This window comes from Methyloparacoccus murrellii (assembly GCF_054657115.1).
This window is the reverse complement of the sequence record NZ_BAAHXD010000018.1, coordinates 12,517-38,245: the sequence shown is the minus strand read 5'-3', so window position 1 is coordinate 38,245 and position 25,729 is coordinate 12,517. Positions and strand designations below refer to the sequence as shown.

Genomic DNA, 25,729 nt, shown 5'->3' with positions numbered 1-25,729 from the left:
TCCGGAATGCCGGTCGCCGACATCGGCGCTTACCGCACCCGCACCCTGGCCAGCGCCGACAAGCCGGGCCTGAGCCGGCTGAGGTCGGTGGCGGGCGCGAAGGCGATCTTCACCGGCACCCGGCGCACGATCTTGGTGAAATTGCCGGTCGCGTTCTCGGGCGGCAGCAGGCTGAACTCGGAACCGGAGGCCGGCGCGAAGCTGTCGACCCGACCCTGGAAGCGGTCGCCCGGGAACGCATCGACGGTGATGTCCACCGGCTGGCCCGGCTGCATGTGCTCGATCTGGGTTTCCTTGAAGTTGGCTTCCACGTACAGGCCCTGCTCCGGGATCAGATAGGCCAGGGTATTGCCGGGCTTGACCAGCTGGCCGACCTGCACGCTGCGGTTGCCGAGGGTGCCGGCGATGGGCGCATGGATGCGGGTGTGCGAAAGGGCGATGCGGTCGGTCTCCAGGGCTGCCTCGATGGAGCGGATGCGCGCCTGCGCCTCGCCGATGCGGGCATCCAGCGCGACCAGCTGCCGCTCTGCCTCCTCGTGCGCGGCAACCACCCTGGCATGCTGGGCGCGCGCCTGCTTGAGGGCGGCATCGGCGGAATCGTGGGCCTGGGTCGACACCGCCCCTTCGCGGACCAGGTTGGCGAAGCGCCTGAGGTCCCTGGCGGCACGCTCCATGTCGGCCGCGGCGTTGGCGATCTCGGCGTGCTGCTCCTCGATCCGGCTCTGCTGCACGCGCTTGTCGCTCTCAAGGCTGCGGATCTGCGCCTGCTGCACCTGGATCTGCGCCTCGCCCTCGGCCACCCGCGCGCGGAAATCGGCGTCGTCGATCACCACCAGCAGGTCGCCGGCCTGGACCTTCTGGTTGTTTTCGAAATGCACCGACTTGACGTAGCCCGATTCGCGCGGGCTGATCAGCGTCATGTGCGCCTTCAGATAGGTGTTGTCGGTGCTCTCGTAGGGATGGATGGCCGTCCGCCAGTACGCGAACCCACCGGCCGCGGCGCCCACGGCCAGACTGAGGAGGAGAAGCTGTTTCAGGGGTGGCATGGGCTGGATTTATTTAACTGAACGGTTTAGTTTATGATAAACGCCGATTCCGGCGGCTGCAATCACCCATCAACGACACCCGATGAAAACCCCCTCCCCTTCCAAGCGCCAGGCCATTCTCGACGCCGCCCGGCAGGCCTTCCTGGCCAGCGGCTACAACGGCACCAGCATGGATGCCATCGCCGAGACCGCGCCGGTGTCCAAGCCGACGCTGTACAGCCACTTCGGCAGCAAGCATGAACTCTTCGTCGCCGTCATCGCCGATCAATGCAAGGCCCTGTTCAGCACCCTGAGCGAGGCGCCGCTGGCCCACCGGGAACCCGCAAGGGGCCTCAGGGCCATCGCCGACGCTTATGTCGACCTGCTCTACGCGCCGGACTCGCTGGCGCTGTATCGCCTGCTCATCGCCGAGCAGCAGCATTTCCCGGAATTGCGCGAGCAGGTCTGGGCAACCAGCGCCGGCCCCATGCTGCAATTGCTGTCCCGCTATCTCGCCGAGCTGCACGATCGCGGCGCGCTCTCGGTACACCAGCCCGACAGCGCCAGCCAGCTGCTGCTGGGCATGCTGCAGGGCGCCGCGCATTTCCGCTGCCTGATCGGCCTGCAACAGGGCCTGCCGGCAGCCGAGCGAGAACGGCTGATCGAGGCGGCGGTGACCCTGTTCCTGGAGGGGCATCGTCCATGAGGCGCGGATCGCTGATGCTGCCCCTTGTCGCCGGGCTCACCGGCTGCGCCGTGGGCCCGGACTACCGCACACCCGACCCGGTCCTGCCGGACCGCTGGCAGGCCGCGCGGAATCCGGACGCCGGGCTGGCGAGGGTTCCGGCCAGCACCCTCGCCAGCTGGTGGAAGACCTTCGACGATCCGGTCCTGAACCGCCTGATGGCCCAGGCGCAGGATCGCAACCTGGACCTGCGGATGGCCTTCACCCGCATCGAGCAGGCGCGGGCCGAGCGGCTGGCCAACCAGTCCGCGCTGTTCCCGCAGGTGTCCGGCGCCGCCATCGGCTCCCGGCTGGACAATCTGATCCCGGGCCCCAACCAGGGTTCCAACGCCCTGAACTTTTTCCTCACCGGTTTCGACGCGGTCTGGGAAATCGACGTGTTCGGCCGCCTGCGCCGCAAGCTGGAGGCCGCCACCGCCGTCAGCGAGAGCGCCGCGGAGGCCTACCGGCAGGCCTGGGTCATGGTTGCCGCGGAGCTGGCGCGCACCTACATCGAGTACCGCAACCTGCAGAACCGGCTACGCATCACGCACGCCAACCTGGATACCCAGTGGCACACGCTGGCGCTGACGGAACAGCTGTTCCGGGAGGGCGTCGGCACCCGCTATGACGTCGCCCGCGCCCGCGCCCAGACTGAATCCACCGAGGCCCAGCTGCCGGCGCTGGAGGGCGAGCTGACCGCCGCCCGCCATCGCCTGGAGACCCTCGTCGCGGCCAAGCCGGGCGCGCTGCTGAAGTCGCTGGAAGCTCCCGCCGACCTGCCGCAGACCCAGGTCCGCGAGCTGCTGACCCTGCCGGCGGAAACCCTGCGCTACCGCCCGGACATCCGCGCGGCGGAACGCGACCTGGCGGCGGCCACGGCCACCCAGGGCGCGGCCTTCGCCGAGCTGTTCCCGAAGATTTCCGTGGCGGCCTTCGCCGGCTTCCAGAACTCCGACCTGGAAAACCTGTTCCGCTCGACCGCCTTCTCCTGGGCCAGCGGCAGCGCCATCATGCAGCCGATCTTCAATTTCGGCCGCATCCGGGCCGGCATCGACCTGGCCGACGCCCGCCAGAAGGAAGCCTGGCTACGCTACGAGAAAGCCGTGCTGGAAGCCCTGCGGGAGACGGAGACCGCCATGACCCAATACCTCAAGGAGGAACAGCGGCGGCAGAAGCTGGCCCGCTCGCTCACCGACCTGCGGGAATCGCTGCGGCTGGCCGAGCTGCGCTATCGCGAGGGCATCTCGACCTTCCTGGATGTGCTCGACGCCCAGCGTGCCCTCTACCTGGAAGAGCTGGAGCTGTCCCAGTCGCAGGCCCGGACGCTCGTCCACCTGGTCGCGCTGTACAAGGCCTTGGGCGGGGCGGGACAGCTGGAAGTGCAACCGGCCGACGCGTCCATCCGTCCCTGGGGCTGATCGCCGGCGAGCCGCCCCAGGCGGCGCGGCTCGCCGGCCGCCTACTGCAGGACGATGATGAAGCCCTGATCGTCGCGCTGGATGTTGAGGATGAGCTGCCCGGCGCCCTTCACCGCCCGGCGCAGCTCGGCGATGTTGGCGGCCTGCCGGCGGTTGGCGCCGATGATGACGTCGCCCGGCACCAGACCGGCCTGGTAGGCATGGGACGCGCGGCTCATCTGTTCGATCACCACGCCCTCGTTGCCGGGCGCGTCGCGCAGCAGGGTGCCGGCCAGCCTGGGGTGGATGGCCTGGCCTTCGGCATTGGCGAACTGCGGCTTGGCGATCTTGGCGTCGCGTACCACGGAAGCGCCCTTGTGGACCACCTCCACCTGGACCTCGTCGCCGATCTGGGCCAAGCCGATGATGTTGCGCACATCGGCACTGTTCCTGACCGGCTTGCCGTTGATGGAAAGCACCACGTCGCCCGGCTCCAGATCGGCCTTTTCCGCCGGGGAACCCGGCTGCACGGCGGTGATCACGGCGCCCTGGGTCTGCGTGAGCCGGAAGGCCTGGGCCAGCTCGTGGGTCAGATCCTGCACCGTCACGCCCAGCAGGCCGCGCTTGACCTCGCCATGCTCGACCAGGGTGTTCATGATACTCATGGCCATGTTCACCGGGATGGCGAAACCGATGCCGACGTTGCCGCCATTGGGCGCCAGGATGGCGGTGTTGATGCCGACCAGCTGGCCATTGAGGTCGACCAGGGCGCCGCCCGAGTTGCCGGGGTTGATCGAGGCGTCGGTCTGGATGAAGTCCTCGTAGCCCTCGATACCCAGCCCGGAGCGGCCTAGGGCGCTGACGATGCCGGAGGTGACCGTCTGCCCCAGCCCGAAGGGATTGCCCACGGCCACCACGAAGTCGCCCACCTGCAGGCGGTCGGAATTCGCCACCGGCACGTCCGTCAGGCGTTCGGCGTTCACCTTGATCACGGCCACGTCCGACTCGCGGTCGGCACCGACCAGCTTGGCCTGGAGCTTGCGCCCGTCGGTCAGGGTGACGGTGATCTCGTCCGCCTTGTCGACCACGTGGTTGTTGGTCAGCACATAGCCGCGCCGCGCATCGACAATGACGCCCGAGCCGAGGCTGGAACTCTCGCGCTGGCGCGGCATGTTCGGCACGCCGAAGAAATGGCGGAACACCGGATCGCGCAGCAGGGGATGCTCGGCCTGCTGGATCTGGGTCTTGGTCGAGATGTTGACCACGCCCGGCGTCACCCGCTTCAGCATGGGCGCAAGACTGGGCAGGGACTGGCCGTCCACCACCAGCGGCAAGGCCGACCAGGCCGGCGCCGCGAGCGACAGCAGGCCGGCCAGCAGGATGGCAGGGAAATTTCGGGGGCGCTTGATCATGTCTGCACCTGAGGCGTTATGGAAATCGGAAAAGGCGGACCGCGGGGCCGCGCGCCGGCATAGGGTGGGGGCCGCGGCCGGCGGTTTCAATACGGGCGCGCCGCCTGGCGCCTACAGGCTGGGACCGGCCCAGCAGAAGAACGCCTTGAGGTAATCGGTCTCGGGAATCGCCGGATGCACCGGATGGTCCGCCGCCTGGCCGCCGCGCCGCGCGAACACCAGATGCCGGTCGAGATGCCGCGCCGAGGCGCGCAGCAGGTCGTGCAGCTGGTCGCGGGCCAGGTGGAACGAGCAGGACGCCGACACCAGCAGCCCGCCCGGCGCCAGCACCTGCAGGGCCGCCTGGTTCAGCCGCCGATAGGCCTCCAGTCCCTTGGCGACATCCTTCCGGCGCTTGATGAAGGCCGGCGGGTCCAGCACGATGACATCGAAGTGCAGGCGCGCCTCGCGGGCCTGCCGGAGATAGTCGAACACGTCGGCCACCTGGCAATCCAGCTGCGCCTGGACGCCGTTCAGCCGGGCATTTTCGGCGGCCAGCGCCAGGGCCGGCACCGAGGCGTCCACGCAGGTCACCGACGCCGCCCCGGCCAGCGCGGCCGGCACGCTCCAGGCGCCGGTATAGGCGAACAGGTCCAGTACCCGCTTGCCGTCACACCAGCGGGCCAGCTCGGCGCGATTGTCGCGGTGATCGTAGAACCAGCCGGTCTTCTGCCCCTGCAGGGGATCGACGCGGAAGTGCGCGCCGTTTTCCTCGAGCTCGACCGGTGCCGCCAGCGTGCCCGAGGCCACCCGCGTGTCCTCGCCCAGCCCTTCCAGCGCCCGCAAGCCCGAGGTGTTGCGGATCACCACGGCGCGCGGGGCAAAGCGGCTCTCCAGCGCCTCGACCACCCGATCCTGCAATCGCTCCATGCCGGCGGTGCTGGTCTGCAACACGAAGACATCGCCGAAACGGTCGATCACCAGCCCCGGCAGACCGTCGCTCTCGCCATAGACCAGGCGGTAGTACGGCCGACCGTAGGCCCACTCGCGCAGGGCCAGCGCCCGCTCCAGCCGGCGCACGAAAAAGGCCCGGTCGATGGCCTGGCGCGTGTCGCGGGCGAGGATGCGGGCCGCGATCAGCGAGTCGGGATTGACATAGACCGTGCCCAGGGTCTCGCCGCGGGCGTTCTCCAGCACGGCCAGATCGCCCGGGGCGAAACCCCGGAGCGGGGTGGCGGCGATATCCACCTCGTTGCTGAATATCCAGAGGTGGCCGCCGCGCAGGCGACGGTCTTCATTTTTCTTCAGGCGGAGCAGGGGCAGTTGGCTCATGGGCGGATGATGGAAGCTGCGGATGGGGAACACGGCACGGGAGAGCCGCGCTCCCCGGCTGGAAACCCAGCATTATGAACGACCGGCGGGGGAAAACGGGCATGGGTGCCCCCGGTCTTCGGGCTACAATACCGCGCCCATCCTCCCGATCCCGCACCGCAGCTCCCATGATCCGCGCCCCCGACCTGTTCTCCTACCGCCCCTACTGGGCCAAGCGTTTCGGCACGGCGCCGCAGCTGCCGACCTGCCGGGCCGAAATGGAAGCCCTGGGCTGGGATGCCTGCGACATCGTCATCGTCACCGGCGACGCCTATGTGGATCATCCGAGCTTCGGCATGGCGATCATCGGCCGGCTGCTGGAGGCCCAGGGCTTCAGGGTCGGCATCCTGGCGCAGCCGGACTGGCACTCGGCCGATGGCTTCAAGCGCCTCGGCAAACCCAATCTGTTCTTCGGCGTCACCGGCGGCAACATGGATTCCATGGTCAACCGCTATACGTCGGACCGGAAGATCCGCTCCAACGATGCCTATACGCCGGACGGCGAGCCGCACCAGCGACCCGACCGCTGCGTGACGGTCTACGCCCAGCGCTGCCGCGAGGCGTACAAGGACGCGCCCATCGTCCTCGGCGGCATCGAGGCCAGCCTGCGCCGCATCGCCCACTACGACTACTGGTCGGACACGGTGCGCCGCTCGGTGCTGATGGACGCCAAGGCCGACCTGCTGGTCTATGGCAACGGCGAGCGGCAGGTGGTGGAGATCGCCCACCGCCTGGCGGCCGGGGAACCCGTCGGCCAGCTCACCGACATCCGTGGCACCGCCTTCCTGCGCAAGGCCCCGCCCGGGGACTGGTTCGTCATCGATTCGACCGAGATCGACCGCCCCGGCCCGGTGGCGCCGGCGCCCGACCCCTACCAGATGGAGCCCGCCGGCTGCGCCACCCCCGCCGACAGCGGTCCGGTTGTCCGCTTCGAGCGCCGCCGTACCGACCCCGGCCGCACGGTCATCCGCCTGCCGGCCTACGAGCGGGTCAAGGACGATCCGGTGCTCTATGCCCATGCCTCGCGCGTGCTGCATCAGGAGACCAACCCCGGCAATGCCCGTGCCCTGGTGCAGCGCCATGGCGAACGCGAGGTCTGGATCAACCCGCCGCCGATCCCGCTGACGACCAAGGAGATGGATGGCGTCTATGACCTGCCCTATTCGCGCCGGCCGCACACCGATTATGGCGATCGCAAGATTCCGGCCTTCGAGATGATCCAGCATTCGGTGACGATCATGCGCGGCTGCTTCGGCGGCTGCTCGTTCTGTTCGATCACAGAGCACGAGGGCCGCATCATCCAGAACCGCTCGGAGGACTCGATCATCCGCGAGCTGGAGACCATCCGCGACACCTCACCAGCCTTCACCGGCCATATCTCCGATCTCGGCGGCCCCACCGCCAACATGTACCGGCTGGCGTGCAAGGACGAGAAGACCGAGGCCTCCTGCCGGCGCCTGTCCTGCGTGTTCCCCGGCATCTGCAAGAACCTCAATACCGATCACGGACCGCTGATCAAGCTCTACCGCCGGGCACGGGCCCTGCCCGGCATCAAGAAGATCACCATCGGCTCCGGCCTGCGCTACGACCTGGCCGTGACCTCGCCGGAATACGTGAAGGAGTTGGTCACCCACCATGTCGGCGGCTATCTCAAGATCGCCCCGGAGCACACGGAGGCGGGGCCGCTGGCGAAGATGATGAAACCGGGCATCGGTACCTACGACCGCTTCAAGGCCATGTTCGACAAGTATTCGAAGCAGGCCGGCAAGGAGCAGTACCTGATTCCCTACTTCATCGCCGCGCACCCCGGCACCACCGACGAGGACATGCTCAACCTGGCGCTGTGGCTGAAGCGCAATGGTTTCCGCGCCGACCAGGTGCAGGCCTTCCTGCCCTCGCCCATGGCCAATGCCACGACCATGTACCACACCGGCAAGAACCCGCTGCACCGAGTCGGCCGCGACAGCGAGGCGGTCTACATCCCCAAGCGGATGAAGCAGCGACGCCTGCACAAGGCCTTCCTGCGCTACCACGATCCGGAAAACTGGCCGCTGCTGCGCGAGGCCCTGAAACGCATGGGCCGCGCCGACCTGATCGGCAACGGCAAGCAGCACCTGATCCCGGCCTGGCAGCCGGCCGGCACCGGCCAGCAGGCCGAGGGCCGCCGCGTGGCGCGCAAGGCCCAGCCGTTCCGCACCCAGCACACCGGCCTGCCGCCGCCCGGCAAGCCGCCCGCCGGCACGCGCAAGGCCGGTGGCGCCCGTCCGGGGCCGGCGACCAAGCGTTATCGATGACACCGGGGACGCCTGCGGGAACCCCAGCAGCAACAGCGGAGGAGACGACGATGTGGGATTTCAATCTGATGGCGGCGGTGAGGTCCATCGAGACCTCCATGGCCTATGTGCTGTACCGGCTGGCGTTCTGCCTCGGTGCGGCGCTGGGCTACCTGCTGGCGACGCTGGCGGGCGCCGGCACGCTGGTCGGCTTCGGCTCGCTGGCTAGGAACGCCAGTGCACTGGGCCCCTATGGCGCGATCGCGGGGTTCGCGCTGTTCGCCTGGCTGATGGCCAGGCTCCGCCCGACCTGGCTGAATGCCGTCAGCATCCCGCAGCTGGCCCTGCTGGCGGACCAGGCGCGCGGCGTCGCGCTGCCCGGCGGCAGGGCGCTGGTCGAGCACGCCCGCCAGCGCCAGCGGTCCGCCTTCCCCAGCACGACCCGGCTGTTCGCGCTGGATCAGGCCATCCGCCAGGTCCAGGGGGACATGGCGGAGATGCACCCCTGCCCGAAGCTGCCCGCGGACAAACCCGGCCTGCGTCAGTTCATGATCCGCGCCACCGGCCGGCTGTCGGCCCTGAACCATCAGACCCTGCTGGCCTGGCAGCTCTACTCGGGCACCGATCGGCCCTGGCGCAGCGCCGCCGAGGGGCTGGCGGTACAGGAACGGCATTTCGCCCGCATGACCCGCAACCGGCTGGCTGCGACGCTCTTTTCCTGGCTGGGCTTCCTTGCCGCGTACCCGCTGCTGCTGGCGGGCATCGGCCTGCTGGTGGACGGCATCCCCATCGACCTGAGCTTCTGGCCTTATGTCTTCGCCGGCGTCTTCGCCTGGGCCCTCAAGGCCGCCTTTTTCGACGCCATCGCCGAGGCGGCGATGGTCCAGGTCTTCATCCCGCTGGCGACCGCCGAGGCCGGCAGCGCCGACACCGAAACGCTGGCCCGGCACTCGGCGGCCTACCGGGAGATGCTGGAACAGGCCGGGATCGACCCGGCCAGCCTGTGACCGCGGAGCCTGACACATGAAAACCACACCAGACCTCGACCTGACCCAAACCCTCGCCATCAGCCGCCGCCGCTTCATGGGTTTCGGCGCGGCCCTGATGGGCGGCGCCATCGCGGAACGCACCTTTGCAGCGCTCCCGGGTCCGCTCGAACCCTTGTCGCAGGCACCGGCAGCGACCGCAGGCGCCTGGAGAAGGCTGAAACAGCGCCTGAGCGGCGAACTCATCCGCCACGGCCAGTTCGGCTATACGCGCCTGTCGACGCCAAACAACCAGCGTTACCGGCACATCAAGCCCGCCGGCATCGCCGTGTGCACCAACGCCGAGGACGTCGCGACCTGCCTGCGCTGGTGCCAGGAAGAGAACATGCCGCTGGCCACGCGCGGCGGCGGTCATTCCTATGCCGGCTATTCCAGCACCCATGGGCTGCTGATCAGCCTGTCCTCGCTGGGTGGCAGCACCTACGACGCCAGCAGCGGCCGTGTGACCATCGGTGGCGGCATGCTCAACGGCGCGCTCTACAAGGCACTGGGGGGTATCGGCCGCTCCGTCACCCATGGCCGCTGCACCGGCGTGGGTGCCGGCGGGTTCCTGCTCGGCGGTGGCATCGGTTTCGAAATGCGCGCCCATGGCATCGGCAGCGACAAGCTAGTGTCCACCGAAATCGTGACCGCCGATGGCGCCATCCGGGTGGCCAACGCAGCGAGCAATGCCGATCTCTTCTGGGCCTGCCGGGGCGGCGCCGGCGGCAACTTCGGCATCAACACGGCCTTTACGCTGGAGACGTTCCCGGTCGACCGGATCGTGGTGTTCGATCTGTCCTGGCGCGCGGCCCCGGACGAACTGATCGCGACGGTGGTGCGCACCCTCGAGGCCGCGCCAAACCAGCTCGGCGCCAAGCTTTACCTGGAACCCTACCTGGCGGACGGCAGGCACGGCGAACCGGCGCTGCTGCTGCGGATTTACGGCCAGTTCCACGGTAGCGAGGCGGATCTGCGCGACATCTTTGCGCCCCTGACGGCAGCGGCGAAACCCGGCGCCGCAACCATCGAAACCCTGCCGTACTGGGAAGGCCAGTATTTCCTCGCCGAGGAGGGAACGCCGGCCTGTTATCAGTCCCGGTCGAGATTCGTCGACAGCAGCCTGCCGGACGCCTTCATCGCCGTCGTCCGGCAGTGGATGAACCGCTGGGAGCCTGTCCAGGGCGGTGCCTACCTGTCACTGTTCCTGACCGGTGGCGCAATCAACGATGTCCCTGCCGACGCCACCGCCTTCGTCCACCGGTGGAGCCGCTGGCTGTTCGATCTCGGCATTGGCTGGGATCCCACCCAGTCGCCACAGTCCAAGCGTCGCGCCCATCGCTGGCAGGACGGATGCTATGCGGCCCTGGTGCCGATTGCCGGCGGCGGCGCCTTCCAGAACTTCGTCGACCCGTCGCTCGAGGATTGGGAAACCGCCTATTACGGCAGCAACCTGCCACGCCTCAGGGCCATCAAGCGGCAATACGATCCCGGCAACCGGTTCCGCTTTCCGCAATCGATCCGCCCGGCTTGAGCGGGGCGGAGCGGCCTACCGCACCCGCCACGCGGCCGGCAGGTCCGGCTCAGAACTCGAAGATGACCTGCAGCGCACCGGCGTTCTTGTCGCCGGCCAGCTCGAAGGCGACCTGGCAATCGGCCGGGCCGAAGCGGTGAGTGATGAACTGCTCGGGCGCCACCCGGTCCAGCCAGTCCAGCGCCAGCGCCAGACGCCTTTCCTTGCTCCAGCGACCGCTCAGGGCCGGGTCGATGGTGCTGACCTGGCTGGAGATGAGCTTGATGCGGCGACGGTGGAAGTGGCCGCCGAGATCGACCAACCCGGCGTTGCGCCCATACCAGGAGCCGACCACGATGCGGCTGTCGAAGCCGCACAGGCGGATGGCCTGGTTCAGGCCCTCGATCTGGCCGGACACCTCGATGGCAAAGTCGAGCCCGCTCTGGTCGGCATCGAACAGGCAGTCTTCCAGCACGGCCAGCTCGCGTCCGCGCGAAGGATCGATGGCCAGGCTGACGCCCAGCTTCTGCGACAGCTCGCGGCGCAGGGGCACGGGATCGGCCGTGATCAACTCCTCCAGCGGGAACTGCCCGAGCACGGCCGCGGCCAGCAGGCCGACCACGCCCTGGCCGAACACCATGCCCCGCTCGCCGGTGAGCGGGGCGGCATCCATGACCAGATTCAGGGCGGTTTCCATGTTGGCAAGGAACAGCGCGCGATCTGCCGGCATGCCCTCGGGCAGGAGGTGGCAATAGCGCTTGCCGATGACGGCCTCGGTCTGGTGCGGATGGAAGGCGAACACGCGCCGACCCTGCCAGCGGCGGTCCTCGCGGCTGCCGACGCCGATGACCTCGCCCACCAGGGCGTAGCCATACTTGAAGGGGTAGCGGAAATGCCCGTCCAGGCTGGCGAGCTGCTCGTCCAGCTTGAGGTTTTCCGGCACCCCGCCACGGAAGATCAGGGATTCGGTGCCGGGGCTGATGGCGGAGCAGTGCGCGCGCACCAGCAGTTCGCCGGGCCCGGGCTTGGCGGGACGGACTTCCCGCAGCGCGACCGTGTGCGGGGCAACGTGGAATATGGCTTCGATGCTCATGCGACTAGCCGAAATGGACCGGCCCGTAGGCGATGACATCGGAACCCAGTATCTGGTAGCGGCAGTCCGCCAGGGTCAGCGGCGCCTCGCCGGCGGCGCTGAGGCCGTCGATGGCCTTCAGCCCGCCGATGATCTTCGGCGTGATGGTGATGACGCAGTAATTCACGAGATGCTGTTTCAGGAAGGTTGAAATGATCTTGCCGCCGCCCTCGACCATGAGGGTGCGAATGCCTTGCGCGGTCAGGGCCACCAGCGCCTGGGGTATGTCGACGCAGCCCTCGGCGTCGCCGTCGACCTGGATGACGACCGCGCCCTGTCCGGCCAGGGCCGCCCGCTGGGCAGGATCGGACAGCGATGTCGTCAGGATGATCGGCGGCTTGCCGGCCTGCCGCAGCAGGCGGCAATCCAGCGGCGTCCGCAGATGGCTGTCGAGGATGATCGGGCGGGGATCCTCGCCCTCGCAGTAGCGGACGTTCAGCTGCGGATCGTCGGCCAGGATGGTATTGACGCCGACCAGCAGGCCATCGTGGTGGGCGCGCAGGAAGTGCGTCAGCGTCAGCGCCTGCTGCGAGCTCAGGGCCAATGGCGCGCCGGCATCGGCGGCGATGCTGCCGTCCATGCTCTGCGCATAGGTCAGGGTGACGAAGGGGAATCCCTGCCCGGCCTCGCGGGCCAGGCGCAGCTGATCGATCAGCGGGTCGATGAAACCGAAGTCCTGGTGCTCGGGCCTGCGCTCGCGGAAGTTCAGGAGGTGCGCCATGCGTTCGGCCTTGGAGCGCAGATAGCCGATGTTCTCCCGGTGGTGGCCCACCTCGATCGGGATGCGCGCCTGGACCTCGACGCCGTGGTGCTGCAAGGCCTCGACCTTGTGCGGGTTGTTGGTGATCAGACGGATCGAGGCGACGCCCAGATCGCGCAGGATGCGGGCGGCAATGCCGTAGTCGCGCTCGTCGGGCTGGTGGCCGAGGCGGAGATTGGCCTCCACCGTGTCCATGCCCTGGTCCTGGAGGTTATAGGCCTCCATCTTCTTCAGGAGGCCGATGCCGCGCCCCTCCTGGCGCAGGTACAGCAGGATGCCGGCCTCGACCCGGCCCAGGTATTGCAAGGTATGGCGGAGCTGGTCCCCGCAATCGCAGCGCCGCGACCCGAAGACATCGCCCGTCAGGCATTCCGAGTGGACCCGCACGGGCACCCCGGCCACGCCGCTGACGTCCCCCTTCACCAGCGCGAGATGCTCCTTGCCGTGCTCGGCATACAGAAACAGCGAGAACTCGCCGAAGCTGGTCGGCAGACGGGTTTTGACGAGATTCTTGACCACGAGGGGGTAACGGACAGCGCTTGTCTGCAAAAGCGGAACAGTATAACGACAAAGATCGCGGATTACCCTGCCCGAGGTCCCGCGCGGCAACGGCGGAAGACGGCCTAGGGCGCCAGGGAGGCGATCAGCGCGCGGAGTTCGCGCTCCTGCGCTTCGATGCTGTCGACCAGCGCGAACTGGATCAGGGCACGCTGGAGATTCTGGCCGGGCAGGCGCACCTTGAAATAGCGGTCGCCGGCCAGGTGGTCGGTGAGAAAGCGCAGACCCAGTTCGAAGGGCAACAGCCAGATGGCGTCGTACAGGTAGTCGCGATCGTCGGCGCCCAGGCTGGCGCCGGCCTCGCGCAGGTAGCCGCTCAAGATGGCGCGGAAAGTCGTCCGGTCGAAGACCGCCGCGGAGGCGTCCGCGCCTTCGCCGGCGACATTGCAGCAGGAGCGGCAGCAGTCGCCCAGGTCGTAGTGCAGCAGGCCCGGCTTGACCGTGTCCAGATCGACCAGACTTACCGCGCGGCCGCTATGACGATCAAACAGTACGTTGTCGAGCTTGGGATCGCCGTGTATCACCCGCTCGACCAGCCGGCCGAGGTCGCGCCCGGACTCCAGGATGCCGGCCCGCATGCGACGCCGGGCGACGAAGGCGAGGGCGCTGCCAAGACCGGGCGCATCGGCACGGTCCTCCCGCGCCGCCAGCACGGCATCGAAGCGCTGCAGGTAGCCCGGGCAGACATGGAAGCCGGGCAGGGTGTCGTGAAAGTCGCGCACGGGCAGCGTCGCGACCAGGCCATGAAACCAGCCCAGGGCGCGTCCCACCTGCTCCGCCTGCTCCGGCCGGGCGATGGCCGGCAGACTGACGGCGTGGTCGATGAAGGTGAGGGCGCGCCAGTACTCGCCCGCCTCGTCCCGATACCCATCGGTGCCGTCACGGGCAGCGATCACCTCGGGCAGGCGCCAGCCATCGTCGGGCTGGCCCGAGCGGGCCTGCCGGGCATGATCGCTCAGCCGCCTGAGGTTGGCCATGACCGCCGCGGGATCGGGAAACACCTGCCGGTTGATGCGTTGCAGCACCCAGCGGAGGCGGCCTTCCGTGACCCGATAGGTATCGTTGATGAGGCCCTGCCCCAGCGGCTCCAGAACCAGCCGCGCCGACGGGGCGGCGAAGGCCCGGGCCGCCTGCCCGGCAGCGGCCGGCGTCATGCCTCGGGTTTGCCGGAGCCGAACCCCAGGCGCTCGCGGGTCGCTTCCTTGGCCTTTTCGCTCTTGCGCAGCAGCACATAGACGGCACCGGCGCCGCCGTGCCACTTCTGGGCGCTGTGGTAGGCCATGACCTCCGGGAACATCGGCAGCCAGCGGGCCAGGAAGCTCTTCAGCAAGGGGACCTGGTCCTTGTTGCGATGCCCCTTGCCATGGCTGATGAGGGCGGAGCGGACATCGTGGCGCAGGCAGTCGCCGATGAAGCGGTACACCTCGTGCCGTGCCTGCTCCACCGTCAGGCCGTGCAGGTCGAGCATCGCCTCGATGGGATAGGCGCCCTGTTGCAGACGCCGGAACACGCCGTACTGGATGCCGTCGCGCCGGTAGCTGATGACGGCCTCCGGCCGCACCGGGTCGACGAAGGCCGTCGGCAGCTGGCTCTCGTCCATGGTCATGGCCCGCTGCGCCGCCTCGCGCCGGTAGCGGATGCCGGGCGTGAGCGAGCCATCCGCCTGGCGCGCCAGATGCCGCTCCGGCGCTGTCAGGGGTTTCACGTCGGCCATGGCCTGGCGGAAGAATTCGGTATCCTCGTCGTTCATGGTTCTGCCCGTTGCGGTGCGGTTGTCGTCAGACGGCCAGAGGGCATTCGGGTTCGGCGGAGCATAGCAAATCCGCCGGCGCGCGATGCGGACGCGGCAAGCCGGGGCTCAGGGCTCCCGGGCGTCGAAGTCGTCCAGGACATGATCTTCCAGATCCTCGACGAGCGTTTCGGAAATGGCGAAATGGCGCACCGAGATGCCGGCCTCGTGCACCGAGCCGGCGGAGCCCGACTTCAGGGGATGCCAGTCCGGCAGCGGCCGGCCTTCGGCACGCAGGCGATAGGCGCAGGTGCGGGGCAGCCAGTGGAACTGGGTGAAGCCACCGCGCAGCGCAAGGCAGCCGGGCACCTGCCGGTGTCGCTCGGCGTAGTGGCGACAGCGGCAGCTGTCCAGATCGAGCAGCCGGCAGGCGGCGCGGGTATAGAGGATTTCGCCGGTAGCCTCGTCTTCCAGCTTGTTGAGGCAGCAGCGACCGCAACCGTCGCACAGCGCTTCCCATTCACCAGGGGTCAGCGACGCCAGCGGCTTGCGATCCCACCAGCCGGCGGCTGTCTCGCCCTCAGGTGGCATTGATCCAGTGACGCCCGTCGCGCTCCAGCAGTTCGTCCGCCTCGCGCGGCCCCCAGGTGCCGGCCTCGTAGTTGGGGAAGGCGCGCGGCGGCAGCGCCTTCCAGACATCCAGCACCGGCTGGATCAGGCTCCAGCCGGTCTCGACCATGTCGGCACGCTGGAACAGGGTGGCATCGCCCATCATGCAGTCCAGCAGCAGCCGCTCGTAGCCGGTGTCGGGAGTGGAACCGAAATAGTCGACATAGTCGAAATCCATCTTCACCGAGCCCAGCTTCATCACCGGCCCCGGCACCTTGGCGCCGAACTGCAACGAGATGCCTTCCTTGGGCTGCAGGTGGATCACCATGCGGTTGGTGCGCAGATGCTCGATGGCGGTATTGCGGAACAGCACCAGCGGCGCGCGGCGAAACTGGATGACGATCTCGGTGGCGCGGGTCGCCATGCGCTTGCCGGTACGCAGGTAGAAGGGCACATCGGCCCAGCGCCAGTTGTCGATCATCAGCTTCATGGCGATGAAGGTCTCGGTGCGCGAGTCCGGCGCGACATTGGCCTCCTGACGATAGCCCGGCACCGGCTCCCCGGCCACCGTGCCCTCGCCGTACTGGCCGCGGGCCATCTTGCTGAGCACGTCCTCGGGGGTCGGAATCTGCACCGCGCGCAGGATCTTGGTCTGCTCGTCGCGCACGGCATCCGCCTCGAACGATACCGGCGGCTCCATGGCGATCAGCGACAGCAGCTGGAACAGGTGATTGGGCACCATGTCGCGCAGCGCGCCGGCGGTCTCGTAATAGGCGCCGCGCCGCTCCACGCCGACGGTTTCGGCGGCGGTGATCTGCACGTGGTCGATGTAGCGGCGGTTCCAGACCGGCTCGAAGATGCTGTTGGCGAACCGCATCACCAGGATGTTCTGCACCGTCTCCTTGCCGAGGTAGTGGTCGATGCGGTAGATCTGCCGCTCGCGCAGCACTTCCTTGATGTCGGCGTTCAGCTGGCGGGCCGACTCCAGATCGTGGCCGAAGGGCTTCTCGAAGATGACGCGGCGCCAGCTGTCCTTCTCTTCGCTGGCCAGACCCGCCTGGCCGAGCTGGCGGACAATCTCGCCGAAAAAGACCGGCGAGGTCGCCAGGTAATAGAAGTGCTTGTCCTCGATGGCATGGTCGGCGCGGATCTGCTCGCACAGCGCCCGCAGCCGGGCATAGAACTCCGGCTCGCGCACGTCGCCCGAAATGTAGTGGATGCGTGGCTCGAACCAGGCCAGCACCTCTTGATCCAGCTCGTCGGTGGCGTAGGCGCGGATCGCCTGCAGCATTTTTTCGCGGAAGGCATCGGCGGCGATCGGCTCCACCGCCGTGCCGATGATGGCGAAGCGACTGGACAGCAGCCGGGCCCGCGCCAGGTTGTAGAGTGCCGGCAGCAGCTTGCGCTGGGTCAGATCGCCGGTGGCGCCGAAGATGACCATGACGCAGGAGTCGCCGGGGCGGCCGCCGCCCCCGGCGGGCGGTATGGCTGGACCGTTCATGTCTTCTCCTGGTGGCCGCCGAAGTGGTAGCGCATGGCCGAGACCACCTTGCAGGCGAACTCATCCTCGCCACGCGAGGCAAAGCGCTGGAAGACCGCGGCGCTCAGGACCGGTGCCGGCGTGCCCTGGTCGATGGCGGCGTTGATGGTCCAGCGACCTTCGCCGGAATCCGAAACCCTGCCGGAGAATTCGCCCAGATCCGGGCTCGCCGCCAGGGCCCTGGCGGTCAGGTCGAGCAGCCAGGACGTCACGACGCTGCCGCGCCGCCACAGTTCGGCGATGTCGGCCAGGTTCAGGTGGTACTGGAAATGCTCGGGGTGGCGCAGCGGGGTGGTCTCGGCATCGGCCTCGCGGGTGAAGTCGCCGACATCGGCATGCCGGAGAATGTTGAAGCCTTCGGCGTAGGCGGCCATCAGCGCGTACTCGATGCCGTTGTGCACCATCTTGACGAAATGGCCGGCGCCCGCCGGGCCACAATGCAGATAGCCATTCTCGGCGGTACTGCTGCGGCCTTCCCGTCCCGGCGAGGGCGCAATGTCGCCAACCCCCGGCGCCAGCGTGCGGAACACCGGATCGAGGCGCTGCACCGCCGCGTGGTCGCCGCCGATCATCAGGCAATAGCCGCGCTCCAGCCCGTGCACGCCACCGCTGGTGCCGACATCCAGGTAGTGCAGGCCGCTCTGCGCCAGCGCCCCGGCCCGGCGAATGTCGTCGATATACTGGGAGTTGCCGCCATCGATGACGATATCGCCGGGTTGCAGCAATGGCACGACCCGCTCGAGCATCTGGTCGACCACCGCCGCCGGCACCATGATCCAGACCGCCCGCGGCGGCGCCAGCGCGCGCACGAAGGCCTCCAGCGACCCGGCGCCGGTCGCGCCCTCCGCCGCCAGCGCCTGGACCGATGCGGGATTGAGGTCGAAGACCACACACTCGTGCCCCGCCCGCATCAGCCGCCGCACCATGTTGCCGCCCATGCGCCCCAGACCGATCATTCCCAACTGCATGACGCCTCCCTTGTCGCCGTCAAATCAATGCATTCCCGCCCATTGCAAGCAACCGGCGGGCCAGATCATTCCACCGTGACCGATTTCGCCAGGTTGCGCGGCTGGTCCACGTCCGTGCCCTTGATCAGGGCCACATGGTAGGCCAGCAACTGCAACGGGACGGTGAACACGATCGGTGCCACCACGTCATCGGTCTCGGCCACGCGCAGCAGCCGCACCCCCGGGATATTGGCCAGGGGCGCCTCGTCGTCGGCGAACACGAACAGCTGCCCGCCCCGCGCGTGCACCTCCTGCAGGTTGGACTTCAGCTTCTCCAGGAGTTCGTTGTTGGGCGCGACAGCGATGACCGGCATCTCCTCGTCGATCAGCGCCAGCGGGCCATGCTTGAGTTCGCCCGCCGGATAGGCCTCGGCATGGATATAGGAAATCTCCTTGAGCTTGAGGGCCCCTTCCATCGCGACCGGATATTGCGGCCCGCGGCCGAGATAGAGCGCGTCCTGCTTGTCGCCGAACAGCTCGGCCCAGGCCCGGATGGCCGCCTCCAGGGCCAGCACCTGCTCCACCTGTCGCGGCAGCGATTCGAGTTCCGTGACGATGCGCGCCTCGCGCGCCCGCTCCAGACCGTTCCGGCGCCCGAGGGCCAGCACCAGCAGCAGCAGCGCCACCAGCTGGGTGGTGAAGGCCTTGGTCGAGGCCACGCCCACCTCGGGACCGGCGCGGGTCATGAGGCTGGCGTCGGAGGCGCGCACGATGGAGCTCTCGGGCACGTTGCAGATGGCCAGCGTATGGGCGTAGCCCAGTTGACCGGCCTCCCTGAGCGCCGCCAGCGTGTCCGCTGTCTCGCCCGATTGGGAGATCGTCACGAACAGGGTGCCCGGCGCGACCACATGCCGGCGATAGCGGAATTCGCTGGCGACCTCGACATCGCAGGGCAGGCCGGCGATATCCTCCATCCAGTAGCGGGCCACCAGCCCGGCGTGGAAGCTGGTGCCGCAGGCCACGATCTGGACCGCCCGGATGCGGTCGAAGGCCTGCGCCGCCTGGGGACCGAAGGCGGTATCGACGACCTGGCCAGCGCGAATCCGGCCTTCCAGGGTCCGGGCAATGGCCACCGGCTGCTCGTGGATCTCCTTCTGCATGTAGTGCCGATACTCGCCACGCTCGATGGCATCGGCGGCAAGTCCGGTCTCATGCACCGGCCGCTCGACCGGCTGGCCCTCACGGTCGTAGATGCGGACGCTGTCGGTGGTCAGCTCGGCGATATCGCCATCCTCGAGAAAGACAAAGCGCTGGGTTTCGCCGACCAGGGCGAAGATGTCCGAGGCAATGAAGTTTTCGCCTTCGCCAAGGCCGATGACCAGCGGGCTGCCCTGCCGCGCCGCCAGCAGGCGATCGGGGCTGGCGGTCGAGATCACACCGATCGCATAGGCCCCCTCCAGCTGGGCGCAGGTGCGCTGGACGGCCTCCCGCAGCGACAAGCCGGCATCCAGCCATTCATGCACCTGATGGACGATGGTCTCGGTATCGGTCTCCGACGCGAAGGCGTAACCCTTGGCTTCCAGCTCCACCCGCAGGGCTTCGTGGTTCTCGATGATGCCGTTATGAACCACGGCCACCGACTCGCGGCAGACATGCGGATGAGCATTGCGTTCGGACGGAACGCCGTGCGTAGCCCAGCGGGTGTGGGCGATGCCGAGATGGCCGGTGGCAGGCGTCTCGCGCAGACCGTCCTCCAGCACCCGGATCTTGCCCTTCCGCCGGACCCGCTGCAGCTGGCCATCCTCACCCAGCACCGCCACGCCGGCCGAATCGTAGCCCCGGTATTCCAGCCGCCTGAGGCCTTCGACCAGAACCGGGGTGATGTTGCGAAAGGCGATGGCGCCAACGATACCGCACATGGGCTAGCCCTCCTGCCGCTTGAGCGGACGCCGCCAGCCGTCCACCGTGAGCTGCCTGACCCGGCTCAGGGTCAGCGCATCCGGCGGTGCGTCCTTGGTGATGGTGGAACCGGCGCCGATGGTGGCGTTCCTGCCGACCGTCACCGGTGCCACCAGCTGGGTATCGGAACCGATGAAGGCGCCATCCTCGATGACGGTTTCGAACTTGTTGGCACCATCGTAGTTGCAGGTAATGGTGCCGGCACCGATGTTGACGCCCGCACCCACCCGGGCGTCGCCCACATAGCTGAGATGGTTGATCTTCGAGTGACCGGCGACACGGGCTTTCTTGAGCTCCACGAAGTTGCCGATATGGACGCCCTCGCCCAGCAAGGTATCCGGCCGCAGCCGCGCGAAGGGACCGATGCGGCAGCCGGCGCCGACGCTGGCGCGCTCGATGATGGAGTGCGGGAGGATCTCGACGTCGTCGCCGATGACGCTGTCGCGGATCACCACGCCGGGGCCGATCCGGACACGCGCGCCAAGCTGGACCGCGCCTTCGAGGATCACGTTGACATCGATCTCGCTATCCTGACCCAGTATCTGGACGTCGCCGCGGACATCGAGGCGAGCAGGATCGCGCAGGGTCACGCCCTCGCGCATCAGTCTCACGGCCCAGGCGGCCTGATGGACCCGCTCCAGATGCGCGAGCTGCTGGCGATCGTTGACGCCCAGCACCTCGTCGATGCCGTCGGCCTCGGTGGTTCTGACCGCCACGCCATCCGCCACCGCCAGGCCGATGACGTCGGTCAGGTAGTACTCGCCCTGGGCATTGCGGTTCTCCAGCCGCGACAGCCAGCGTTTCAGCCGCCCGCCGTTCAGGGCCAGGATGCCGGTGTTGCCCTCGTGGATCGCGCGTTCCTCCGGTGTGGCGTCCCTTTCCTCGACGATCCGCAACACCTCGCCGGCCTGTCCGCGGACGATGCGACCGTAGCCATGCGGATTCGCCAGCTGCACGGTCAACAATCCCACGCTGCCGTCCACGGTCAGGCCCAGCAGGCGTTCCACCGTCGACTGCTGGAGCAGCGGGACATCGCCGTAGAGAATCAGCACGCTGGCATCGTCCGCGATCTGATCCGCCGCCTGCATGACGGCATGTCCGGTGCCCAGGCGCTCCTTCTGCTCGACCCAGGTGGCCGCAAGATGCGGCAGCGCCGAGCGCACGGCTTCGCCGCCATGTCCGTAAACGATGCTTATCTTGTCGGCCGCGAGCGAGGCGGACAGGCGATACACGTGCTCCAGCAGGGACAGGTGGCCCACCCGGTGCAGCACCTTGGGCAAGGCCGAGCGCATGCGCGTGCCCTGGCCAGCGGCGAGGATGATGATCTCGAGACTCATGAACAGGCGTGGTGTCGATCAGAAAGTGGATACCGGCAGTCGCCCGGCAGCGGCGCGGGCGACCATAAAAAAACCCGGCGTGACCGAGCTGCCACACAAGCGCTCAGCCACACCGGGTTGCTGGGAGGCGAGGTGCGTCAGGCGCGGCCGGAACGGTACTTTTCCAGGGTGCGCAGCTGCATCACTGCCTCGGCCAGCTGGGCCTGGGCAACGGCGTAGTCGATCTTTCCGGTCTTGTCGGCAAGCATCTCCTCGGCCTTGCGCTTAGCCTCCAGGGCGGCGGCCTCGTCGATATCGCGGGCGCGGACGGCGGTGTCGGCCAGGATGGTGACCACGTGCGGCTGCACCTCCAGCATGCCGCCGGAGATATAGAACGGATGGATCTCGTTGCCGCTCACCTTGACCCGTACCTCGCCCGGTTTCAGGCGGGTCAGGAAGGGCGCGTGGCGCGCGGCGATGCCGACCTCGCCCATCTCGGCGGGCGCCACAACCATCTCGGCGAGCCCGGAATAGATTTCCGCCTCCGCGCTCACGATGTCCACATGAATCGTCATCGCCATGGCTGTGACCTCTTGCGGTTCCGGTAATTAGGCGGCGAGCTTCTTGGCCTTCTCCAAGGCCTCGTCGACGCTGCCGACCATGTAGAACGCCTGCTCGGGAACATCATCGAACTCACCCTCGACGATGCCCTTGAAGCCGGCGATGGTGTCCTTGAGGGAGACGTACTTGCCCGGCGCGCCGGTGAAGACTTCGGCCACGAAGAAGGGCTGCGACAGGAACCGCTGGATCTTGCGGGCACGCGACACGGTCAGCTTGTCCTCCTCGGACAGTTCGTCCATGCCCAGGATGGCGATGATGTCGCGCAGCTCCTTGTAGCGCTGCAGGGTGGACTGGACCTTGCGCGCCACGCTGTAGTGCTCCTGGCCGACGACCAGCGGGTCGAGCTGGCGGCTGGTGGAATCCAGCGGATCGACCGCCGGGTAGATGCCCAGCTCGGCGATCTGGCGGGACAGCACCACGGTGGCGTCGAGGTGGGCGAAGGTGGTGGCCGGGGACGGGTCGGTAAGGTCGTCCGCCGGCACGTAGACCGCCTGGATGGAGGTGATGGAGCCGACCTTGGTGGAGGTGATGCGCTCCTGCAGCACACCCATCTCTTCCGCCAGGTTAGGCTGGTAGCCAACAGCGGAGGGCATGCGCCCCAGCAGCGCCGAGACCTCGGTACCGGCCAGGGTGTAACGGTAGATGTTGTCGATGAACAGCAGCACGTCGCGGCCTTCGTCGCGGAAATACTCGGCCATGGTCAGACCGGTCAGCGCCACGCGCAGACGGTTGCCCGGCGGCTCGTTCATCTGGCCATAGACCAGCGATACCTTGTCGAGAACCCCGCCCTCGCTCATTTCGTGATAGAAGTCGTTGCCTTCGCGGGTACGCTCGCCGACGCCGGCGAATACGGAATAGCCGCTGTGCTCGATGGCGATGTTGCGGATCAGCTCCATCATGTTGACGGTCTTGCCGACGCCGGCACCACCGAACAGGCCGACCTTGCCGCCCTTGGCGAACGGGCACACCAGGTCGATCACCTTGATACCGGTTTCCAGCAGTTCGTTGGCAGCGGCCTGCTCCTCGAAGGAGGGCGCCTTGCGGTGGATACCCCAGCGGGTTTCCTCGCCGATGGGGCCCTTCTCGTCGATGGGGTCGCCGAGGACGTTCATGATGCGGCCGAGGGTCTGCTTGCCGACCGGCACCGAGATGGCCGCGCCGGTGTTGTCGACGGCCAGGCCGCGCTTCAGACCGTCGGTGCTGCCCATGGCGATGGTCCTGACCACGCCGTCGCCCAACTGCTGCTGGACTTCCAGGACCAGCCCGGCTTCTTCCACGCGCAAGGCGTCGTAAACTTTCGGCAGCGACTCGCGGGGGAACTCAACGTCTACGACGGCACCGATAATCTGTACGATTTTGCCCGAACTCATGGTTGTCCTCTTAAAACTCTTGTCTGCGTAATGTTCAAAGGCCGGCTCAGACCGCCGCTGCGCCGCCGACGATTTCGGCGATTTCCTGGGTGATGGCCGCCTGGCGCGCCTTGTTGTAGATCAGCTGCAATTCCTTGATCAGCTTGCCGGCATTGTCGGAGGCGCTCTTCATCGCCACCATCCGCGCCGCCTGCTCGCAGGCGTTGTTTTCCACCAGCCCCTGGAAGACCAGGGATTCGACATAGCGAATCAGAAGCTGATCGAGCACCTCCTTGGCATCCGGCTCATAGATGTAATCCCACAGGCCCTTGCTGGCGTCCTCGGCCATCTCGTCGGGGCTCACCGGCAGCAGACGCACCAGCCTGGGCTTCTGCGTCATGGTGTTGACGAACTCGTTGTAGAGCAGGTGCACTTCGTCCACCTTGCCTTCGGCATAGTCGTCCAGCATGACCTTGATCACGCCGATGATGTCCTCAAGGTGCGGCCTGTCGCCAAGGCGGGTGGACTGGGCGGCAATGTTGGCGCCGATGGCGTTGAAGAACCCCGCGCCCTTCTGCCCGATCACGCCCAGTTGCGCATCGACACCGGTTTCGGACCACTCGCGCAATCTGCGGAGCGCCAGCCGGAACAGATTGGCGTTCAAGCCGCCACAGAGCCCCCGGTCGGAGGACACCAGGATGACGCCGACCCGGCTAACGGGCCGGGCCACCGTGTAGGGATGGCGATACTCTGGATTTGCGGTGGCAAGGTGCCGGATGATCTGCGCCACCTTGCGCGAATACGGGCGGGTCGCCAGCATGCGGTCCTGGGTCTTGCGCATCTTGCTCGCGGCGACCATCTCCATGGCCCGGGTGATCTTCTGAGTATTCTTGATACTCGTGATCTTCAGGCGGATCTCTTTGCCGACGGCCATGGCGCTGCCTTACCAGGTGTGGGTGGACTTGAAGGTGGTCACCGCTGCGCGGAGCCCGCCCTGGATTTCGTCGTTGTAGTCACCGGTGCTGTTGATCCTGTCCAGCAGGGCGGCTTGCTCGGATTTCATGTATGCCTGCAGGCCATCCTCGAAATCGCGCACCTTGCCGACCGGAATGTCGTCCAGGAAGCCCTCGTTGGCCGCGAACAGCGACACCGCCATCTGCGCCACGCTGAGGGGCGAGTACTGGCTCTGCTTCATGATCTCGGTGACGCGCTGGCCGCGTTCGATCTGCTTGCGGGTGGCCTCGTCAAGATCGGAGGCAAACTGGGCGAAAGCCGCCAGTTCGCGGAACTGGGCAAGGTCGAGACGGATGCCGCCGCCCAGCTTCTTGATGATCTTGGTCTGCGCCGCGCCGCCGACACGGGACACGGACAGGCCGGCGTTGACGGCAGGACGTACGCCGGCATTGAAGAGGCTGGTTTCCAGGTAGATCTGGCCGTCGGTGATCGAAATCACGTTGGTCGGCACGAAGGCGGACACGTCGCCCGCCTGCGTCTCGATGATCGGCAGTGCCGTCAGCGAGCCGGTCTTGCCCTTGACCTGGCCACCGGTCAGCTTCTCCACTTCCTCGGCATTGATGCGCGCCGCACGCTCGAGCAGACGCGAATGGAGGTAGAAGACGTCGCCCGGGTAGGCCTCGCGGCCCGGCGGACGGCGCAGCAACAGGGAAATCTGGCGATACGCCCAGGCCTGCTTGGTGAGGTCGTCATAAATGATCAACGCATCCTCGCCGCGATCACGGAAGTATTCGCCCATGGCGCAGCCGGCGTAGGGAGCGATGAATTGCAGCGCGGCCGACTCGGATGCGGAAGCGGCGACGATGATCGTGTGCGCCATGGCGCCATGCTCTTCCAGCTTGCGCACCACGTTGGCAATGGAAGACTGCTTCTGGCCGATGGCGACATAGATGCACTTAACGCCAGTGCCCTTCTGGTTGATGATGGTATCGATAGCGATGGCGGTCTTACCGGTCTGGCGGTCGCCGATGATCAGTTCGCGCTGGCCGCGCCCGACCGGGATCATCGAGTCGATGGCCTTGAGACCGGTCTGCAATGGCTGATCCACCGACTGCCGGGCGATGACGCCCGGGGCGATCTTCTCGATCGGCGAACGACCGGCCTCGGCCACGGGCCCCTTGCCGTCGATCGCCCGCCCCAGGGCATCCACCACGCGCCCCAGCAGGCCCTCGCCCACCGGCACATCGAGAATGCGGCCGGTACAACGGACGGCATCACCTTCCGCCAGATGCTCGTAGGAGCCCAACACCACGGCACCGACCGAGTCCCGCTCGAGGTTGAGCGCCATGCCGTAGGTATTGCCGGGAAACTCCACCATCTCGCCCTGCATCACGTCGGAGAGACCATGCACGCGCACGATCCCATCGGTCAGGCTGACAACGGTCCCCTCGCTGCGCGACTCGACGCCGAGATCGAAACTCTCGATCCGCGCCTTGATCAGGTCACTGATTTCAGATGGATTCAGCTGCATTT

The 25,729-nt window shown here is 67.5% G+C and carries 21 protein-coding genes; 5 read left to right on the top strand and 16 right to left on the bottom strand.

Features of this window, described 5'->3' with window-relative positions:
- Positions 1–29: 29 nt before the first annotated feature.
- Complete coding sequence (locus ACYQ1H_RS07070; protein WP_460027343.1) at positions 30–1,046, bottom strand: HlyD family secretion protein; 1,017 nt, start codon at positions 1,044–1,046, stop codon at positions 30–32.
- Between the two features lie 82 nt (positions 1,047–1,128).
- On the opposite strand from ACYQ1H_RS07070, the gene ACYQ1H_RS07065 reads away from it, so the two are divergent.
- Complete coding sequence (locus ACYQ1H_RS07065; RefSeq protein ID WP_460027342.1) at positions 1,129–1,731, top strand: TetR/AcrR family transcriptional regulator; 603 nt, start codon at positions 1,129–1,131, stop codon at positions 1,729–1,731.
- 14 nt (positions 1,732–1,745) lie between these two features.
- On the top strand, positions 1,746–3,170 hold the full coding sequence (locus ACYQ1H_RS07060; protein ID WP_460027341.1) for an efflux transporter outer membrane subunit: 1,425 nt from the start codon (positions 1,746–1,748) through the stop codon (positions 3,168–3,170).
- A gap of 41 nt (positions 3,171–3,211) precedes the next feature.
- Here ACYQ1H_RS07060 and ACYQ1H_RS07055 read toward each other — a convergent pair whose 3' ends face one another.
- Both ACYQ1H_RS07055 and ACYQ1H_RS07050 read right to left on the bottom strand, forming a co-directional pair.
- Positions 3,212–4,561, bottom strand: a complete 1,350-nt coding sequence (locus tag ACYQ1H_RS07055; RefSeq protein WP_460027340.1) for a DegQ family serine endoprotease — start codon at positions 4,559–4,561, stop codon at positions 3,212–3,214.
- A 111-nt stretch (positions 4,562–4,672) separates the two neighbouring features.
- A complete protein-coding gene (locus tag ACYQ1H_RS07050) occupies positions 4,673–5,872 on the bottom strand; it encodes a class I SAM-dependent rRNA methyltransferase (protein ID WP_460027339.1) in 1,200 nt (399 codons plus the stop codon).
- A gap of 167 nt (positions 5,873–6,039) precedes the next feature.
- Between ACYQ1H_RS07050 and ACYQ1H_RS07045 the strand changes: the two genes are divergently transcribed.
- Genes ACYQ1H_RS07045 through ACYQ1H_RS07035 form a run of 3 tightly spaced genes read left to right on the top strand, consistent with a single transcriptional unit; the run spans position 6,040 to position 10,743 of the window.
- Positions 6,040–8,205: a YgiQ family radical SAM protein gene (locus ACYQ1H_RS07045; protein ID WP_460027338.1), complete on the top strand. Its 2,166-nt coding sequence runs from the start codon at positions 6,040–6,042 to the stop codon at positions 8,203–8,205.
- A gap of 50 nt (positions 8,206–8,255) precedes the next feature.
- Entirely contained in the window at positions 8,256–9,191 is a 936-nt protein-coding gene (locus ACYQ1H_RS07040; RefSeq protein ID WP_460027337.1) for a hypothetical protein, read from the top strand.
- Between the two features lie 16 nt (positions 9,192–9,207).
- On the top strand, positions 9,208–10,743 hold the full coding sequence (locus ACYQ1H_RS07035; RefSeq protein WP_460027336.1) for an FAD-binding oxidoreductase: 1,536 nt from the start codon (positions 9,208–9,210) through the stop codon (positions 10,741–10,743).
- Positions 10,744–10,792: 49 nt separating this feature from the next.
- On the opposite strand, the gene ACYQ1H_RS07030 is transcribed toward ACYQ1H_RS07035, so the two are convergent.
- From ACYQ1H_RS07030 to atpA, 13 genes are all read right to left on the bottom strand, one after another.
- Positions 10,793–11,815: a zinc-dependent alcohol dehydrogenase gene (locus ACYQ1H_RS07030; RefSeq protein ID WP_460027335.1), complete on the bottom strand. Its 1,023-nt coding sequence runs from the start codon at positions 11,813–11,815 to the stop codon at positions 10,793–10,795.
- A 4-nt stretch (positions 11,816–11,819) separates the two neighbouring features.
- On the bottom strand, positions 11,820–13,163 hold the full coding sequence (ribA, locus tag ACYQ1H_RS07025; protein ID WP_460027334.1) for a GTP cyclohydrolase II: 1,344 nt from the start codon (positions 13,161–13,163) through the stop codon (positions 11,820–11,822).
- A 74-nt stretch (positions 13,164–13,237) separates the two neighbouring features.
- Positions 13,238–14,326, bottom strand: a complete 1,089-nt coding sequence (locus ACYQ1H_RS07020; protein ID WP_460027333.1) for a phosphotransferase enzyme family protein — start codon at positions 14,324–14,326, stop codon at positions 13,238–13,240.
- Positions 14,323–14,922: a DNA endonuclease SmrA gene (gene smrA, locus ACYQ1H_RS07015; RefSeq protein ID WP_460027332.1), complete on the bottom strand. Its 600-nt coding sequence runs from the start codon at positions 14,920–14,922 to the stop codon at positions 14,323–14,325. Before smrA ends, ACYQ1H_RS07020 begins: the two co-directional genes overlap by 4 nt.
- A 108-nt stretch (positions 14,923–15,030) precedes the next feature.
- Positions 15,031–15,492: a YcgN family cysteine cluster protein gene (locus ACYQ1H_RS07010; RefSeq protein WP_460027331.1), complete on the bottom strand. Its 462-nt coding sequence runs from the start codon at positions 15,490–15,492 to the stop codon at positions 15,031–15,033.
- Positions 15,482–17,011 (bottom strand): glucose-6-phosphate dehydrogenase, encoded by a 1,530-nt coding sequence (gene zwf / locus ACYQ1H_RS07005; protein ID WP_460027330.1) that lies wholly within the window; start codon positions 17,009–17,011, stop codon positions 15,482–15,484. Before zwf ends, ACYQ1H_RS07010 begins: the two co-directional genes overlap by 11 nt.
- Positions 17,008–18,018, bottom strand: a complete 1,011-nt coding sequence (gene gnd, locus ACYQ1H_RS07000) for a phosphogluconate dehydrogenase (NAD(+)-dependent, decarboxylating) (protein ID WP_460027329.1) — start codon at positions 18,016–18,018, stop codon at positions 17,008–17,010. The genes zwf and gnd overlap by 4 nt, the downstream gene beginning before the upstream one ends.
- Before the next feature lie 65 nt (positions 18,019–18,083).
- Positions 18,084–19,916 (bottom strand): glutamine--fructose-6-phosphate transaminase (isomerizing), encoded by a 1,833-nt coding sequence (glmS, locus tag ACYQ1H_RS06995; RefSeq protein WP_460027328.1) that lies wholly within the window; start codon positions 19,914–19,916, stop codon positions 18,084–18,086.
- A gap of 3 nt (positions 19,917–19,919) precedes the next feature.
- On the bottom strand, positions 19,920–21,293 hold the full coding sequence (gene glmU / locus ACYQ1H_RS06990) for a bifunctional UDP-N-acetylglucosamine diphosphorylase/glucosamine-1-phosphate N-acetyltransferase GlmU (protein ID WP_460027327.1): 1,374 nt from the start codon (positions 21,291–21,293) through the stop codon (positions 19,920–19,922).
- A gap of 137 nt (positions 21,294–21,430) precedes the next feature.
- Positions 21,431–21,853, bottom strand: coding sequence for a F0F1 ATP synthase subunit epsilon (locus ACYQ1H_RS06985; RefSeq protein WP_460027326.1), 423 nt, complete (start codon positions 21,851–21,853; stop codon positions 21,431–21,433).
- A 27-nt stretch (positions 21,854–21,880) separates the two neighbouring features.
- Positions 21,881–23,263, bottom strand: a complete 1,383-nt coding sequence (atpD, locus tag ACYQ1H_RS06980; RefSeq protein WP_460027325.1) for a F0F1 ATP synthase subunit beta — start codon at positions 23,261–23,263, stop codon at positions 21,881–21,883.
- A gap of 46 nt (positions 23,264–23,309) precedes the next feature.
- The gene (gene atpG, locus ACYQ1H_RS06975; RefSeq protein ID WP_460027324.1) at positions 23,310–24,176 is read right to left on the bottom strand and encodes a F0F1 ATP synthase subunit gamma; all 867 of its coding nucleotides are present in this window, start codon (positions 24,174–24,176) and stop codon (positions 23,310–23,312) included.
- A 9-nt stretch (positions 24,177–24,185) separates the two neighbouring features.
- On the bottom strand, positions 24,186–25,727 hold the full coding sequence (gene atpA / locus ACYQ1H_RS06970; RefSeq protein ID WP_460027323.1) for a F0F1 ATP synthase subunit alpha: 1,542 nt from the start codon (positions 25,725–25,727) through the stop codon (positions 24,186–24,188).
- Positions 25,728–25,729 lie beyond the last annotated feature (2 nt).

Bases quoted from the DNA above. Each gene is read 5' to 3' on its own strand.
- glmU (WP_460027327.1), bottom strand. From the start codon at position 21,293: ATGAGTCTCGAGATCATCATCCTCGCCGCTGGCCAGGGCACGCGCATG.
- atpG (WP_460027324.1), bottom strand. From the start codon at position 24,176: ATGGCCGTCGGCAAAGAGATCCGCCTGAAGATCACGAGTATCAAGAAT.
- smrA (WP_460027332.1), bottom strand. From the start codon at position 14,922: ATGAACGACGAGGATACCGAATTCTTCCGCCAGGCCATGGCCGACGTG.
- ACYQ1H_RS07040 (WP_460027337.1), top strand. From the start codon at position 8,256: ATGTGGGATTTCAATCTGATGGCGGCGGTGAGGTCCATCGAGACCTCC.
- zwf (WP_460027330.1), bottom strand. From the start codon at position 17,011: ATGAACGGTCCAGCCATACCGCCCGCCGGGGGCGGCGGCCGCCCCGGC.
- ACYQ1H_RS07010 (WP_460027331.1), bottom strand. From the start codon at position 15,492: ATGCCACCTGAGGGCGAGACAGCCGCCGGCTGGTGGGATCGCAAGCCG.
- ACYQ1H_RS07030 (WP_460027335.1), bottom strand. From the start codon at position 11,815: ATGAGCATCGAAGCCATATTCCACGTTGCCCCGCACACGGTCGCGCTG.
- ACYQ1H_RS07065 (WP_460027342.1), top strand. From the start codon at position 1,129: ATGAAAACCCCCTCCCCTTCCAAGCGCCAGGCCATTCTCGACGCCGCC.
- ACYQ1H_RS07045 (WP_460027338.1), top strand. From the start codon at position 6,040: ATGATCCGCGCCCCCGACCTGTTCTCCTACCGCCCCTACTGGGCCAAG.
- ACYQ1H_RS07020 (WP_460027333.1), bottom strand. From the start codon at position 14,326: ATGACGCCGGCCGCTGCCGGGCAGGCGGCCCGGGCCTTCGCCGCCCCG.
- ACYQ1H_RS07055 (WP_460027340.1), bottom strand. From the start codon at position 4,561: ATGATCAAGCGCCCCCGAAATTTCCCTGCCATCCTGCTGGCCGGCCTG.
- ACYQ1H_RS06985 (WP_460027326.1), bottom strand. From the start codon at position 21,853: ATGGCGATGACGATTCATGTGGACATCGTGAGCGCGGAGGCGGAAATC.
- ACYQ1H_RS07050 (WP_460027339.1), bottom strand. From the start codon at position 5,872: ATGAGCCAACTGCCCCTGCTCCGCCTGAAGAAAAATGAAGACCGTCGC.
- ACYQ1H_RS07060 (WP_460027341.1), top strand. From the start codon at position 1,746: ATGCTGCCCCTTGTCGCCGGGCTCACCGGCTGCGCCGTGGGCCCGGAC.
- ACYQ1H_RS07035 (WP_460027336.1), top strand. From the start codon at position 9,208: ATGAAAACCACACCAGACCTCGACCTGACCCAAACCCTCGCCATCAGC.
- glmS (WP_460027328.1), bottom strand. From the start codon at position 19,916: ATGTGCGGTATCGTTGGCGCCATCGCCTTTCGCAACATCACCCCGGTT.
- atpA (WP_460027323.1), bottom strand. From the start codon at position 25,727: ATGCAGCTGAATCCATCTGAAATCAGTGACCTGATCAAGGCGCGGATC.
- ACYQ1H_RS07070 (WP_460027343.1), bottom strand. From the start codon at position 1,046: ATGCCACCCCTGAAACAGCTTCTCCTCCTCAGTCTGGCCGTGGGCGCC.
- atpD (WP_460027325.1), bottom strand. From the start codon at position 23,263: ATGAGTTCGGGCAAAATCGTACAGATTATCGGTGCCGTCGTAGACGTT.
- gnd (WP_460027329.1), bottom strand. From the start codon at position 18,018: ATGCAGTTGGGAATGATCGGTCTGGGGCGCATGGGCGGCAACATGGTG.